This is a genomic window from Treponema sp. OMZ 788, from assembly GCF_024181245.1.
In the GTDB taxonomy this organism is placed as follows: domain Bacteria; phylum Spirochaetota; class Spirochaetia; order Treponematales; family Treponemataceae; genus Treponema_B.
Map to the genome: position 1 here is coordinate 362,848 of NZ_CP051199.1, position 15,374 is coordinate 378,221.

Consider the following 15,374-nt stretch of genomic DNA (forward strand, 5'->3'; position numbering starts at 1 on the left):
AATTTTCTAAGAGCTGATTTGAATTCTTTTTACTAAAACAGCTTTTTTTGTTTCGAGATCTATCTCGGCAACTAAACCGCAAAATATTGCAACTCCGTCTTCCAAAACTTCTACACGCTGAGGAACCTGACTCTTTGTTCTTGTTATAGCCGTAAATGGACTGCCTCCGATAACGGATTCTTTTGCACCTATCATTCCAAGGTCGGTAATATAGGCTGTACCGTTCGGTAAGATTCTTTCATCAGCTGTTTGGGTGTGCGTATGTGTTCCTGCAAAAAGCGAGACGCGTCCGTCGACATAGAATGCAAGAGCTTCTTTTTCCATTGTGGATTCTGCATGAAAGTCTATAATATTTACCGATTCGGATAAGTCATCCCGGCTTTGAGATGAAAAAAGAGAATCGATAGTTTGAAAGGGGCAGTCGATGGCTCTCATATTTTCCCTGCCTTGAAGATTTATAACGCTGTATTTGATTCCGTTCTTTTCGATAATGGCAAGCCCGGAACCTTGAGCCAGAGGAAAGTTGTGCGGACGCAAAACTCGTTTATCTTTTCCGAAGTTCATGCGTATTTCAAATCTTTCCAGCGTATGATTTCCGCCGGTTATAACATCGACACCTGCATTAAAAAAAGCCTCCGTTTGATCATCTTTTATTCCTACACCGTGTGCCGTGTTTTCTCCGTTTACCACGCAAAAATCTATTTTTTCTTTTTCTATTATAGAGGGCAAATGTTTTTGCAAGGTTTCAAGACCTAAATTCCCGCAAACATCACCGCCCATAAAAATTTTTATAAATTGTTTCATATGGCTTATTTTAAAATAAGATAAAAAAAAAATCAATTGCCTTTAAAGTTAATACTATATGCTTTTTTAAAATTTTCAAAGAGGGAATATTTTAATTCTTCCGTATAATTTTTGTAGTTTTGCTCATCATAGTTTACAAGCCCTGCCGATTCAGCCCATATTTCTGCAAACACGGAAAATACTTTTTTTATATCTGTAGGGAGTGAAAATTTTTCTTCTTTTAAACTCATATATGGGGCATCCGTTTCCGTTAAAATTCTTTTCTTTTCTAAATTTGCGGCCGTTTCAATTTGAGCTTTTTGACCGCGGAGCAGGCCCTTGCCGATACAAAAATAAGCATTTACTCCTTTTTTTAAAAGAGATATTGCTTCGTTTACAGAACCTGCCCATCCGTGAAAGATAACTGCATTTATTTTTTTTAAAGTTTTTACATCATTGAATATGAGGTGTAAACCTTTTCGGCAGTGTACCACTATTGGGAGTCCAGATTTTACTGCAAGCTCCAACTGTATTTTCCATACTTTTTTTTGTTCTTCCAATGTACTTTTGTAATGTTCATCGAATAGATCAAAACCGCATTCCCCTATTGCCGATATTTTCTTTTCGATGATAAGTTTTTCTAAATAAGTGATTTCGTTGTCTATAGGGCATTGAGGGTGTATTCCGAAAGAAAGAATAAAATTCTCGGAATTTTCCCTGCATATTTTTTCTTGAACCTCAAAACGGCCTGCTTCATTTGAAGAAGCACAAAAAAATATTTCCTTATCAAAAGTGTTTAAAATCGGGTTTTCTATGTTCTGAGAAGTCAATTCTTCTATTGTGTCCAAAATATGGACATGGGCATCTGTGTACATGAGAGGTATTATATCCTAAAGGTATTATTTTGTATACCGAAAATAATATTATACGGAGGGAAAGTATGAAATTATATTCGATAAAAACTACTCAAGGCGATGCCTCATATTGTTCTATTTTGCAAGAAACTGATGCCGGATACATCCTGCGTATTTGTATGGATAAAGAAGGCTATCAAAAGGTTAGTGAAGATTTTATAGAAAAAGATCTTTTTGATATGTGCGTCCGCACCGGCTACATTCACGAGCTTTCAGAATCAGCTTCCGTAGTAGCTTAACTTAATTAATAAGTAATTAAGGGGGTATCCCCTTAATTACAGTCCTTTGAATAAAGGTTAGTTGTTAACTCTTTCCTGATATTCGTTTGTTTCGGTATTTACCAGAATTTTTTCGCCCTGCTTAATAAAGAGAGGAACTCTTACCACTAGTCCTGTTTCAGTAACTATGGGCTTTGTTGCACCCGAAACCGTATCTCCTTTTATGTAGTTTTCGCTTTGCTCAACAATGAAGATCATCTTTGTAGGAATCCTTACATCGATAGGCTCATTTTCCCATATAAGAATATCGTACTCATCGCCCTCTCTTAGATAATGCTCCTTGTCGCCTACTGTTTCGGCCGGTACGGAAATTGATTCAAAACTTTCCGTATCCATGAACATAAACAGATCTCCGTCCTTGTACTGATACTGACATTTGTGGGTATCTACTACTGCATCTTCAACTGTGTCTGCCGTTTTGATTGTCTGCATCAAAACAGAGCCGTCTCTTAAATTCTTCATTTTAACACGGGCAAAGGCCGCTCCCTTTCCGGGGTTTACAAATTCCCGTTCAACAACCAAATAGGGAGTACCCTTATTGAGCAAAACCGTGCCCTTAGCTATATCTCCACCTCTAATCATATTTCACCTCATTAAAAATTGTGGGTTATTCTAGCATTTTTGGCATTTTTATGCAAGCAGAACCCGATTGAAAACTTTCAAAAAATACGGTATAATCCGTTTATTATGGAAGATATTAAAACTACATGGCAAAAAATCATTGCCGATACTCTAAACGGAATAGCTCCCGAAAATTGTGATAAGATTTTACCCGAAAATATAAATATAACAACGCCGCCCAATCCTGAGATGGGGGATGCGGCCTTTCCTCTTTTTACCTTTGCAAAGAGTTTTAAAACGGCTCCGGCTAAGATTGCTTCAGATGTCTGTGCCCGTCTTTTGGAAAACGAGACAATAAAAAAATACGGAACGCCTAAGGCTCTAGGCCCATATTTAAACGTCTTTTTTGCCAAGGGAGACGTGGCTTCGAATGTTTTGGATAAGGTTCTAAGTCAAAAAGAAAACTACGGGAAAACCTCTTCTCTTTTAGGCAAGAGAATTATGATTGAGTTTTCAAGCCCGAACACAAATAAGCCCCTCCACTTAGGGCACCTGCGTAACGATGCTCTGGGTGAAAGTATTTCTCGTATTTTAAAATTTTGCGGGGCCGATGTTTTTAAGGTAAACATTATAAACGATCGGGGTGTTCATATCTGTAAGTCCATGATAGCCTATCAAAAATTCGGCGAAGGAAAAACTCCCGAAAGTGAAAATATAAAGTCAGACCGCTTTGTCGGGGATATGTATGTTGCCTTCCATAAATACAGTGAACAAAATCCTGAAAAGGCCGAGGCCGAGGCAAAGCAGATGCTTTTGGATTGGGAGGCCGGAAAAAACACCGAACTCATTAATCTTTGGAAGATGATGAACGGCTGGGCAATAGGCGGCATTCAGGAAACCTATAAGAGAACCGGTATCTCCTTCGATAAACTTTATTATGAAAGCGAAACTTACCTAAAAGGAAAGGATCAGATTTTAAAAGGCTTGGAAGATGGAGTTTTTTATAAGGAAGAGGATGGTTCCGTTTGGGTTGACCTTGCTCCCATCAAGCTCGACAAAAAAGTCTTGCTGAGGAGCGACGGCACTTCTCTTTACATGACACAGGATATAGGAACAGCAATTTCCCGCCACAAGGATTGGCCATTTAACCAAATGATATATGTTGTAGGAAACGAGCAGGAGTATCATTTTCAGGTTCTTTTTTATGTTTTAAAACAACTTGGTTTTGAATGGGCCCGCGACCTCTATCATCTTTCTTACGGAATGGTAAACTTACCTGAGGGAAAGATGAAAAGCCGAGAGGGCACGGTAGTGGATGCCGATGACCTTATCAATTCTCTTCAAGATGAGGCTCTAAAAAAAATAGAAGAAAACGGAAGAGAAAAGGAAGTAGGAGATGCTTCAGCAGCTGCCGAAAAGATTGCAGTAGGTGCCTTGCATTATTTTCTCTTACAGGTAAGTCCCAAAAAGGATATGCTCTTTAATCCAAAGGAGTCTCTTTCCTTTACCGGAAACACAGGCCCCTATCTTCAATACATGGGAGCCCGAATTTCTTCCATTTTGCGGAAGGCAGAAACCGATGAAGGCAAGGAAAGATTAAAGAACGGAAAACTGGCCGCTTCTCTTTTGACCCACGAATCGGAGTGGGAACTGCTAAAAACATTGGAGGCCTTTCCCGAACAGGTTGAACGGGCGGCCTTAAAAAAGGATCCGACGGCTCTTACTTCATATCTTTACGAACTTTCAAAAGCCTTCAGCCGCTTCTACCGCGATTGCCCGATTCTTTCAGGAGATAGTGCAGATCTTTCTTATACAAGAATGGAACTGGCAAGGGCAACCAAGATAGTTCTTCAAAATGCGATGAACCTCGTGCTCATTCCCTTTATGGAAGTAATGTAGACATTCCGTAAAAATTAAACATTACATTTAATTTTTTTTAAGAATTTTTAAAATATACTAAAAGACTCGTAAAATTAAGATAATACTTATAGGAAAGAGAGGTATTATCTATGATAAAAAGATTTAAATTAAGGGCATTGATCTGCTTGCGGAATATTTATGCCAGGATAATTTGTCCTCAGGTTTGTGTGTTTTGCGGGGAAGAAACGGGAACGGGTATTCCGCTTTGCGTTAAGTGTTTGCAAAAAGAAATTACCGAGCCTGTTTTGTTCCGGCTTAAACACCCGGAAAAGTTTTGTTCGTCCTGCGGAAAAATTTTAATTTCCGAAAAGGAACTTTGCACAAATTGCAGGGCTAAATTACGGGAAAAAAATGAAGGCGGGGCAGGAGAAAAAACGGATGAGCAGAAATATGAAAAACGAGAGGGGAGTACAAAACCTCTTCAATCCGATTTTGTAAAAAGGGTTTATACTCTTTATCCTTATAAGGGCAGGGGAGGCGAGCTTTTACGCTTGTGGAAAAATCAAAATATGAGAGGCTTTGCTGAAATTTATGCTTCTGCCCTTGCGTCTTTTATTGAAGGGAGTCTTGAGCTTCAAAACATTCCGATGGTGCCGGTTCCGCCCCGTCCTAAAAAGATTAAAAACAAGGGCTGGGATCAAATAGAAGATCTCTCCGTCTGTTTGGAGCATTTGTATAATTTTCCTATTCTCCGCTGCTTAAAGCGGAAGGACGGGGCTTCCCAAAAAAGTCTTTCCCGTGAAAAGAGAGCCGGCAATTTAAAAGGGAAAATTTTGCTCAAACAAAAAAGGCGTTTTTTAAAATCGAAGAATTTAAAAACCGCCTTGCCCGAAAAGCTCATCATCTTGGATGATGTTATGACCACGGGAGCAACCCTTAACTTTTGTGCTGCAGCCTTAAAAGAGGCCGGCTGCAAAGAAGTAATCGGCCTCTGCCTCTTTTTCGATTAGAGTTAAATGTCAAACCTTGTGCCGCTTTGCACAAAGCTGAAAAAATTGCCGTTGGGCACCAAGATTATGTGATCCAAAAGCTTGATGCCCAAAATTTTTCCTGCCTCGTATATGCGGCGTGTCAATTCTATATCCTCATTTGAGGGTTCCAAATTTCCCGAAGGATGATTATGGGCTGCAATTATTGAAGCTGCCCTGTCCTTTAGCGGATCTGAATAAACTTCACGAGGATGCACAATTGTTCTGTTGATTGTACCAACACTTACAACACGGGTTGCAATAATTTCGTTTGCTCCGTTTAAGGAAACGCAGATAAAGTGTTCCCTATCACGGTCTGCGTAGTGCTGCAAGATAGGCACAACATCGGTCGGGTGCGAAATCGTTCGGTTCTTATTGTCGTAATACCTCCTTCCCAATTCCATGGCAGCAAGAACCGTTGAAATCTTTGAATCTCCCATCCCTCGGATAGAACGCAGATAGCCTTCAATTTTTTCGGGCCTTGCCCTGTCGATGTGGAGAATAATGTCCTCGGCCAATTCTTTTACGGGTTTATCCTTAATGCCTGTGCGTAAAAGAATGGCCACCAAATCAGAGTCGCTTAAATTCTGAGGCCCGTACTCCAAAAGCCTTTCCCTCATATCGGGTTTTTCCATAGCGGATAAATTTTTATAGCCTATCATCAATTATGTTGTATGTATTATTTGAAATATTTACTATTCTTTTACAAAAATTATCTAAAAAAACCGTCGATAAATTTTCTAAAAGCAGAACCTTCTTTTATGTCTATCGGGCAGATAAGGGGAATGGTTTTTAGTACAAGCTCCGAATCTTTTATACGGTATTCTATAGAACCGATTTGCCTGCCTGCAGGAAGCGGTGCTTTTATTGTTGCGGGTAAATTGATAACTCTTTCTATATGCCTTTCATCCTTTTTTAACACGGTGATATAGTCTTGCGAAAAATCCAAATTTGCAGGGACGGGAATAATTGCAGAAGTTTTTACGCTTAGGTTTGAGCCAAGTACCTTTACGGTTTTTTCGATTTTGCTGTGTTCCCTTACATCGAAGCTTGTAAAATTATCGAATGCAAAGTTCATAAGCTTAATCGAATTTTGTTCTCTCTTAAAAATTCCGTCTGCGAAGTTTTTCCAATGGCTGCCCAAGATAACCGCAATAAAACGTTCTCCGTTTTTTTGGGCCGTAAGCGAAATATTAAAACCAGACTCGTAAATAAAGCCTGTTTTTAAGCCGTCACAGCCTTCCAGTTTTTTTAAAAGAGTATTGGTAGCAGGCTTTGTAATTTGAAACTGTTTTAAGCCTGAGGAATTTTTTTTGATAAGGATGTTGTGTTCTTGGGGATAGCTTATCTCATTTACCGAATGGAATTTTTTTAGGTTTTCCGGGTATTTTTTTAAATAATGAAGAGAAAATAGGGCAAAGTCCTTGGCAGTGGTTTGATTTTTTTCGCTTAGGCCCGAAGAGTCCTCAAAGTATGTAGAGTTTAGTCCTATCTTTTTTACGGCTTCGTTCATTTTAAGCGTAAATTTTTCAAGGCTTCCTTCCGTGAGGAGGGCTGCTGCAAGGGCTGCATCATTTCCTGAGCAAACAGCCATTCCTCTTATAAGCTCTTCGATGCTTAAAATCTGATTTCCTCCCAAGCCCATCCATGCAGCCCCTCGCGGTAAAAAAACGGCCCAAGTCTCTTTCGGAGGAATAACTTTTTCCCAAGTACATCAGGATTTTGAAGCATTGTATAAATCGTTACAAGTTTTGTAAGGGATGCCGGAGGAATTTGTTTTTCTGCATTGTGTTCCGCTAAAATTGTTCCCGTTTTTGCATGAATAAGAATGTAGGATTCGGCATCGATTTGAGGCAATTCGAGATTTACCGATTCCGCCTGAGCCGCAGAAGGGCCGTAAGCGAAATATTAAAACCAGACTCGTAAATAAAGCCTGTTTTTAAGCCGTCACAGCCTTCCAGTTTTTTTAAAAGAGTATTGGTAGCAGGCTTTGTAATTTGAAACTGTTTTAAGCCTGAGGAATTTTTTTTGATAAGGATGTTGTGTTCTTGGGGATAGCTTATCTCATTTACCGAATGGAATTTTTTTAGGTTTTCCGGGTATTTTTTTAAATAATGAAGAGAAAATAGGGCAAAGTCCTTGGCAGTGGTTTGATTTTTTTCGCTTAGGCCCGAAGAGTCCTCAAAGTATGTAGAGTTTAGTCCTATCTTTTTTACGGCTTCGTTCATTTTAAGCGTAAATTTTTCAAGGCTTCCTTCCGTGAGGAGGGCTGCTGCAAGGGCTGCATCATTTCCTGAGCAAACAGCCATTCCTCTTATAAGCTCTTCGATGCTTAAAATCTGATTTCCTCCCAAGCCCATCCATGCAGCCCCTCGCGGTAAAAAAACGGCCCAAGTCTCTTTCGGAGGAATAACTTTTTTTCCCAAATTTTTAAATTCGGGATTTTGAAGCATTGTATAAATCGTTACAAGTTTTGTAAGGGATGCCGGAGGAATTTGTTTTTCTGCATTGTGTTCCGCTAAAATTGTTCCCGTTTTTGCATGAATAAGAATGTAGGATTCGGCATCGATTTGAGGCAATTCGAGATTTACCGATTCCGCCTGAGCCGCAGAAGGCGATTTTTGAACGGGTAAAAAATTTTTGATGGAATTAAGGGGCGGAAAGTCGGCATTGAATTTGCGTTCCTTATAAAAAGCCCCAAGAGCTTTTTCAACCTGTTCGGAAGAAACCGGAAGAGGCTCGGCCTTTTTTAAGGCCGAGACATGGAAAAAAACGAAGCCTGCAAATCCTAGGACACAAAAAAGCACAGCCGCAAAGAGGATAAAAATACATTTTAAAATTCTTTTTGAGCTGTGCTTCATTTTAAAGCTTAATTTGTATTAAAATAATTAAAACTCTGCCAATTTCGGTGCTCGGGGGAAGGGGATAACGTCCCTTATGTTTCCCATACCCGTAACATAGAGGAGGAGCCTTTCAAAGCCGAGGCCGAATCCCGAATGAGGAACGGTTCCGTATCGGCGGAGATCAAGGTACCACCAATAGTCTTCTTCTCTCAATCCCAGTTCCTTAATTCTGCCTTGCAAAATATCGAGGTTTTCTTCCCTTTCGGAGCCCCCGATGATTTCGCCCAAGCCCGGAACAAGCACATCCATGCCTCTTACCGTTTTTCCGTCCTCGTTTAACTTCATATAAAAGGACTTAATCTCCTTGGGATAGTCGGTAACGATTACGGGTCCCTTATATACTTCTTCGGTTAAAAACCTTTCATGTTCGCTTTGGAGATCGCAGCCCCAGTAGGGTTTAAACTCAAAGCGGTCAGCATGCTTTTCAAGTTCTGCTATAGCTTCGGTATAGGTAAGACGGGTAAAGGGCGTGTTTACGACATTTTTAAGCATTTCGATAAGCCCTTTTTTGATTCTTGAATCGAAGAATTCCAAATCCTCCCTGCACTTTTCCAAGGCCCATTTTAAAAGGTAGACGATAAAGTCTTCCGCCAACTCCATATTCTCCTTTATCGTAAAGAAGGACATTTCAGGCTCTACCATCCAGAACTCTGCAAGGTGGCGGCTTGTGTTCGAGTTTTCTGCCCTAAAGGTCGGGCCGAATGTGTAAATGCGCGAAAGGGCCGTCGCATAGGTTTCCCCCTCCAACTGTCCCGAAACGGTCAGGTTGGTCTGCTTGCCGAAAAAGTCTTGAGAATAATCTATTTTAAAGGAATCGGGATCTTTTTTCTCTTTTAGAGCTTTTTTTACCGTTTCTTCTATATCGAAGGTGGTAACATGAAACATTTCGCCTGCACCCTCGCAATCCGAGCCTGTAATAATGGGCGTATGCACATATTGAAAACCTCTTTCCTGAAAAAAGGTGTGAATTGCATAGGCCATCTGGCTTCTCATTCGGGCGACTGCCCCGAAGGTATTGGTGCGGGCTCTTAAATGAGCTTTCTCCCGTAAAAATTCCATAGTATGATGTTTCTTTTGTAAAGGATATTTTTCCTGATCGGCATCACCGAAAATATGGATATTATTAGCCTGAAGCTCAACACTTTGTCCCGCAGCCGGTGAGGGAACAAGATTACCTGAAACCTTTACCGAAACTCCGGTGCCGGCTTTCTTTAAGAGAGCTTCCGTATTATTATCGAGTCCCTTATCCCTGTCAAATGCTGCCTGAATGGAGGCAAAACAAGAGCCGTCATTGATCTCGATAAAAACCAAATTCTTGGTTTCCCGCTTTGTGCGAACCCAGCCGTAAACATCGATAGCTTGGCCTTTTGGTTCTGAGGTTAAAATATCTTTAATTAAATGTATCATAATAGAGTATATTATATGGTAAATTCCGATTCTGTCAAGCAATAAAAGTCTTTATAAAATATCTTGACCGCCCTTTTCTAATATGATAGAATTAGTGCGAGTTTATATAAACGAATCATATCAAAAACTTAGGAGATTAATTTATGAAAAAACTTTTTATTGGTGCATTGTTGTGTTTATCTTTCTTTTTACCTTTGATTTCTCAAGAAAAAAACGATGAACAGACCACATCAGAGCAAAGCAAAAAGAAGGTTGCATATACTACAACGATAAATGCCATTGTTACATATCCGATTCAAGCCTTGGCAGGGGTAACTCAAAGTTTTAAAATTCCGTTTATGCAGTTTGATAATCCTTTAATGAAGGATAACAATATTGATTTTAAAATCGGAGCGGAAATTACACCGATTACATTTGAGGGTAAATTTAACATTACTTGGACTCCTCTGGCCTTTTTGGAATTATATGCGGAATCAAAAATAGGTTCAGGCTGGAAACTTAAACTTCAAGAAGACTTACTTGGACTTGCCGTCAATGAAAATAAGGGCGGAAAGCAAAACCTTGTTCCATTGAATTTTAGTAAGGCTGTATATTCATTTGCATTGGGCGGGGCCTTTCAGTTTGACCTTGGGGCCGTCATACCCCATGATTGGAGCCATGTGGTATTTAAAACCGATCAATATGCTCTTTACAAGGCCATGACAGGGGTTAATCCTGAAACTTCGTGGCTTTATCAAGCGGATTCAGGGGAAAACCGTAACGGATGGAGATACATGAGTTCTTACATAATAGGCTATCAAATGCCTTTATTTTTAGATTTAATCGGAATGAAAATAGATGTAGAAAAAAAACTGTTTACTCCGCCTGAAGGCCGTGACAGTAAAAAATGGGGTGAAGATCTGCTTCTTACAACCTTCGGCCCGATTATTAATTTTAACATTAAAAAGGACTATAATATAATGCTTTTAGCCCAATGGTATACTTATCCGGTTTATAAAAGCGGAACCAAGTATGATTTTTATCAAACAAGGATTCTCGATACCGATAAAAAAACTTATGTAAAGTTTTACCAAGTCGGTATTGTCTTTTATATGAATATTAAGAGATAAAAAATCTGATGGAGTAAAATTAAAGGGGAGTATGCAATGAAAAAGGGCGAAATCATACAAAAAATTAAGAATGCGGGTACGGCGGCGAGAGAGGGAAGGGCTGAACCCTTGCTTGCTACAGTTTCGGGCGTTTTATCTACAAAGCCTCACCTTATAAGGTACTGTGCCGACGAGCTGGGATTCGGTCTTGTTACCACAAAGAGCTTTCAAGTACTGCCCAATCCCGGAAATAGGGAGCCTATACTCTGTGAGCCCGAATTAGGCTCCTTCGGCAATTCCGTAGGTTTGCGCAACTGCGGAATGGAACAAGCTGTAAAAGAGCTTAAAGAACTCCGCTCCTCTTGGAAGACTAATGCAATTTTAAATGTTTCCCTTTCGGCATCGAATCCTGAAGATTTTATCAGCCTTGCCAAAGGCTTTGAAGAATTAGCCGACACCTTTGAACTTAACTTTTCTTGCCCTCATGCTTCAGCCGGTTTCGGAGCCTCCATAGGCTGCGACCCTGAGATTGCTAGCGGATACGTAAGGGCCTTAAAAAAGGCTTTGCCTGATTGTCATGTCCCTATTTTTGTAAAACTAACCCCCAATGTCGAGGATATAGGAGCAATAGCAGCTTCCGTAATCGAGGCGGGAGCGGACGGCATAACGGCCATCAACACCGTCGGCCCTACGGTTTATATCGAACCCCATTCGGGAAAGCCCATCCTGCAAAACAAGCTCGGCGGAAAGGGCGGCATGAGCGGCTCATGGGTGTACCCAAGGGCTCTCGAATGTATTAAAGAAATAAGGAAGGCTGTTGGGGATGAAATTCCTATAATCGGAATGGGCGGCGTTATGACGGGGGCTCAGGCGGCCGAGCTCGTCAGGGCCGGAGCCGATGTAGTCGGAATCGGGTCTGCCTGCGGTATGCTTGAACAGGACGATTTAAAACCTTTTTTTAAGGCCTTAGCCTCCGATGCTCTAAACTGCATACGGGGCAAAGAAACCGATAAAACTTCCTCATTTTTGCGTAAAAATAAGGCCATGGAGTACGAAGCTAAGACCATCTTAAAGATCGAAAAAGAAAGCGAAGACATTATAATCATCACCTTAAACGGAAAATGTAAATTTGAAGCAGGGCAGTTTGTCTTTTTATGGATTCCCGGGGCCGGAGAAAAACCCTTTTCCCTTGCTGAAGCCGATCCTATCAGCCTTATCATAAAAAAACGCGGCCCTTTTACCGAGGCTCTTTTTGAGCTGAAAGAGGGAGACACAATCTATATGCGTGGGCTTTACGGCAAGGGAATAAGGCCTCCCAAAAGCGAAAATGCCCTTTTAATTGCAGGCGGAACAGGAATTGCCGTTCTTCCCGCCTTGGCAAAACGCCTAAAAAAGCAGGGTACGGCAGTTTCTTCCTATGTAGGAACCTCTGAAGATACTCAAAGAAAAGAGCCGAACAGTATCGAAAAAATTCTTATTGAATGCGGTACTTATAAAAAAGTAGCAGACAAGGGCGTAGTAGGCAGGGTGCTTAATCAATTCCAAAAGGACAATATTGAAGGGAATACGGGCTTGTCTATAGAAGGAAAAACCGAAAGCATGGGTAAAATAGAGTTTTTTTCTGCCTATCTGGTCGGGCCTATGATTTTTATGAGAAGGGCTTCCGAAATCCTTTTAAAAATGGGTGTTCGTAAAAATCAAATATTTATGTCGCTTGAAATGAACACAATGTGCGGTGTCGGCATTTGCGGAGAATGTTCTTGCGGTAATATCTTGACCTGTAAAAAAGGAACATTTGTCAGCCTTGATCAAATTGATGATTTTTATTAAGAAACAGTTAGAAATACAAGGTTAAAATGCTGCTTTAACTATGGACTTTTTTTTTTCATTATGATAGACTGACGTATGTCTAAGTATGAACACTCCTTTCCTTTTACTAACATAATCAAGCATGTATAATTCGGCTAGGCTGTGTCATATTAGTATCTTGGTTTTATGGAGCTTTATAATGAATAACTATTTCGTACGAAGATTGCTTTTGATTATTCCTACTTTTATAGGTATAACCTTGGTAGTCTTTGCTGTAACCAGGTTTGTTCCCGGCGGCCCCGTTGAAAGGGCAATTATGCAGAGGATGATGGCAAATGAGAATAAAGATACTGCTGCCAGTAGGCAGGATTCTCAACCTTTAAATGAAGAAGCCATGGCTGCACTGGCAGCTTTTTACGGCTTTGATAAGCCCTGGCCTATAGCTTATGCTGAATGGGCCGGAAATTTGCTTCGGGGAGATTTAGGCCGTTCCACTAAATATAATGATCCTGTTTTTGAGATGATAGTGAGCCGATTTCCTATTTCCTTGCGGTTTGGAATAACCTCTGTTGTCTTAGTTTATGCGATATGTATTCCTTTAGGAATAAAAAAAGCTTTAAAACATAGAGGTACATTTGATAATGTAACGTCAATTGTTATATTTGTCGGTTATGCCCTTCCAAGTTATATCGTTGCTATAATCTTATTACAGATATTTGCATTTACATTACCATGGTTTCCTTCAGGAGGAGCATTTTCGCGAAATTACATGGATATGAACTTTTTCCAAAAAATTGCAGATAATGTATGGCATATGTTTTTGCCAATGATAGCCTATACAATCGGCTCTTTCGCCGTTACAACCATGTACATGAAAAATAACCTTATGGAAAACATGGCTGCAGATTATATAAAGACGGCTGTTGCGAAAGGAAGAACTTTTAAAGATGCTATGTGGAAACATGCATTTAGAAACAGTATCATTCCTATCGCTGCAGGTTTGGGCGGCTTAATTACGGTATTCTTTTCAGGCTCATTTCTTATCGAAAAAATATTCAATATCAACGGTATAGGTCTTTTAGGTTTTAGGGCAATTGTTGACAGAGATTATCCTATTGTTTTGGGCTCTCTTGTAATGACTGCGTTATTAAGTTTACTTGGAAATATTCTGAGCGATCTTATACTTTCACTGATTGACCCTCGAATAAGGTTAGGAGAATAGTATGACAGAGCAAAATACTACAAATGAAAATCTTTTTTTAAGTAAAGTCAAAGAATATTGGGGCTCTTTTAGAGATAAATTCAGAATTGACCCCTTGATGAAAAAACGTCTTGACCGTTTTGCAGAGATAAAAAAAGCAAAATTCTCCTTTGTTCTTATAGGTGTTTTTTTTCTTTTATCCCTTATTGCAGAATTGTTTGTGTCAAACAGACCTTTAGCTATGTATGTTGATGGAAAATTGTATTTTCCCACTTACGGTAAAGTGCTTTTGGCTGACGATTTTAACTTTAGGGTTGGTGATGAGCTTGAAGTTAATTACCGCGAATTTAAAAAACACATTAAAGAGCAAAAACGCGGTTGGATATTAATGCCCTTTGTTCCATATAATCCTTTTGAAACCGATTCTTCTTCGGTTCCTTTAGCTTTAACATTTCGCGGTGCTCCTATTATGGGAATTTCAGTATCGTCGAAAGATGCTCTTCCCATGGATAATCCCGCAGACTATATGTGGATTCCTTTAAGCGATATAAACGGAGTTAAGACTGGAGACAAGCAATATGTTTGGATAAAATTTGCAGATTCTGCAGATTCGAAACAGCCGATATCGGACTTTTTCTCAAATTCCAAAAACTGGATAGGAGTAGCTGTAAATAAATCCTCATCTTCCGAGTCTATGAATCCAGCCGATTATATATGGCATAAGATAGGTTCAAACGATAATAGAATAGATATTGGACGAGATCAAATTTTGACGGTAAGATTTGCAAAGGGCGATAAGGGGCAAATGTTCCATCCTCTTCCTCCGTCATTTAAGACAGGTCATATTTTGGGAACCGACAGAATCGGGCGTGATATTTTTGCCCGTCTTGTATATGGATTTAGAATTGCAATGTCCTATGCTCTTCTTGTTGCTGCAGTAACTTATTTTATCGGTACAATTATAGGTATAGCAATGGGATACTTCGGCGGAACCTTCGATATAATTTTCCAAAGAATTATCGAAATATGGGAACGAGTTCCGTATCTGTATATGATTATGATTTTGGCATCAATATTCAAGCCTACTTTTACCATGTTCGTTCTAATCAACATTGCTTTTAACTGGACAGGTAAAACATGGAGTATGAGGGCTATGTCATATCGAGAGCGTGAACGCGATTATATTTTAGCAGCCCGATCTATGGGAGCCAGTACTTGGAGAATAATTACGGTGCATATATTGCCCAATGTAATCGTTTTGATAGTAACTTCTTTACCGTTTGTTATTTCTGGCGGTATAAGCTCGCTGACGGCTCTTGATTATCTTGGATATGGGTTACAGCCGCCTACACCGAGCTGGGGTGAACTTTTGAGCATCGGTACATCAACCTATGCTGAAGCTCCGTGGATTTTATTGTCGGTAGTTACATGCTTTGTGTTGGTTTTAGTAATGATTACCTTTATAGGTGAAGGCTTGCGGGACGCTTTTGACCCGCGCAGATTTACGGTATATAAATAGCCGCATTCGGTTAATTATATAAA

The 15,374-nt window shown here is 39.9% G+C and carries 15 protein-coding genes; 7 read left to right on the plus strand and 8 right to left on the minus strand.

The annotated features are described in order from the left end of the window. Positions 1-6: 6 nt before the first annotated feature. Both E4O00_RS01635 and E4O00_RS01640 read right to left on the minus strand, forming a co-directional pair. A complete protein-coding gene (locus tag E4O00_RS01635; RefSeq protein ID WP_253678266.1) occupies positions 7-804 on the minus strand; it encodes a TIGR00282 family metallophosphoesterase in 798 nt (265 codons plus the stop codon). Positions 805-836: 32 nt separating this feature from the next. Then, a complete protein-coding gene (locus tag E4O00_RS01640; protein ID WP_253678267.1) occupies positions 837-1,658 on the minus strand; it encodes a TatD family hydrolase in 822 nt (273 codons plus the stop codon). Between the two features lie 65 nt (positions 1,659-1,723). On the opposite strand from E4O00_RS01640, the gene E4O00_RS01645 reads away from it, so the two are divergent. Continuing rightward, positions 1,724-1,936, plus strand: a complete 213-nt coding sequence (locus E4O00_RS01645) for a hypothetical protein (protein ID WP_253678268.1) — start codon at positions 1,724-1,726, stop codon at positions 1,934-1,936. Positions 1,937-1,993: 57 nt separating this feature from the next. Here the strand turns inward: E4O00_RS01645 and efp are convergent, their stop codons facing one another. Continuing rightward, a complete protein-coding gene (gene efp / locus E4O00_RS01650) occupies positions 1,994-2,557 on the minus strand; it encodes an elongation factor P (RefSeq protein WP_253678269.1) in 564 nt (187 codons plus the stop codon). A 105-nt stretch (positions 2,558-2,662) separates the two neighbouring features. Between efp and argS the strand changes: the two genes are divergently transcribed. Both argS and E4O00_RS01660 read left to right on the plus strand, forming a co-directional pair. After that, positions 2,663-4,435 carry an arginine--tRNA ligase gene (gene argS / locus E4O00_RS01655; RefSeq protein WP_253678270.1) on the plus strand — a complete coding sequence of 591 codons (1,773 nt, stop codon included), beginning with the start codon at positions 2,663-2,665 and terminating at the stop codon, positions 4,433-4,435. A gap of 110 nt (positions 4,436-4,545) precedes the next feature. Next, on the plus strand, positions 4,546-5,406 hold the full coding sequence (locus E4O00_RS01660) for a ComFC family protein (protein WP_253678271.1): 861 nt from the start codon (positions 4,546-4,548) through the stop codon (positions 5,404-5,406). A 2-nt stretch (positions 5,407-5,408) separates the two neighbouring features. On the opposite strand, the gene radC is transcribed toward E4O00_RS01660, so the two are convergent. From radC to asnS, 5 genes are read right to left on the minus strand one after another with little or no spacing between them, the layout of a single operon-like run. Next, positions 5,409-6,086, minus strand: a complete 678-nt coding sequence (radC, locus tag E4O00_RS01665; RefSeq protein ID WP_253678272.1) for a RadC family protein — start codon at positions 6,084-6,086, stop codon at positions 5,409-5,411. A 50-nt stretch (positions 6,087-6,136) separates the two neighbouring features. After that, a complete protein-coding gene (locus E4O00_RS01670) occupies positions 6,137-7,069 on the minus strand; it encodes a D-alanyl-D-alanine carboxypeptidase family protein (RefSeq protein WP_253678273.1) in 933 nt (310 codons plus the stop codon). Beyond that, positions 7,042-7,281 (minus strand): hypothetical protein, encoded by a 240-nt coding sequence (locus E4O00_RS01675; RefSeq protein WP_253678274.1) that lies wholly within the window; start codon positions 7,279-7,281, stop codon positions 7,042-7,044. The genes E4O00_RS01670 and E4O00_RS01675 overlap by 28 nt, the downstream gene beginning before the upstream one ends. An 8-nt stretch (positions 7,282-7,289) precedes the next feature. Next, positions 7,290-8,285 (minus strand): D-alanyl-D-alanine carboxypeptidase family protein, encoded by a 996-nt coding sequence (locus E4O00_RS01680; RefSeq protein ID WP_253678275.1) that lies wholly within the window; start codon positions 8,283-8,285, stop codon positions 7,290-7,292. Positions 8,286-8,312: 27 nt separating this feature from the next. After that, positions 8,313-9,734 (minus strand): asparagine--tRNA ligase, encoded by a 1,422-nt coding sequence (asnS, locus tag E4O00_RS01685; protein ID WP_253678279.1) that lies wholly within the window; start codon positions 9,732-9,734, stop codon positions 8,313-8,315. A 143-nt stretch (positions 9,735-9,877) separates the two neighbouring features. On the opposite strand from asnS, the gene E4O00_RS01690 reads away from it, so the two are divergent. From E4O00_RS01690 to E4O00_RS01705, 4 genes are all read left to right on the plus strand, one after another. Then, complete coding sequence (locus tag E4O00_RS01690) at positions 9,878-10,843, plus strand: hypothetical protein (RefSeq protein WP_253678287.1); 966 nt, start codon at positions 9,878-9,880, stop codon at positions 10,841-10,843. Positions 10,844-10,879: 36 nt separating this feature from the next. After that, a complete protein-coding gene (locus tag E4O00_RS01695; protein WP_253678288.1) occupies positions 10,880-12,652 on the plus strand; it encodes a dihydroorotate dehydrogenase in 1,773 nt (590 codons plus the stop codon). 178 nt (positions 12,653-12,830) lie between these two features. After that, the gene (locus E4O00_RS01700) at positions 12,831-13,853 is read left to right on the plus strand and encodes an ABC transporter permease subunit (protein ID WP_253678289.1); all 1,023 of its coding nucleotides are present in this window, start codon (positions 12,831-12,833) and stop codon (positions 13,851-13,853) included. A 1-nt stretch (position 13,854) separates the two neighbouring features. Next, a complete protein-coding gene (locus tag E4O00_RS01705; protein WP_253678290.1) occupies positions 13,855-15,351 on the plus strand; it encodes an ABC transporter permease subunit in 1,497 nt (498 codons plus the stop codon). Positions 15,352-15,374 lie beyond the last annotated feature (23 nt).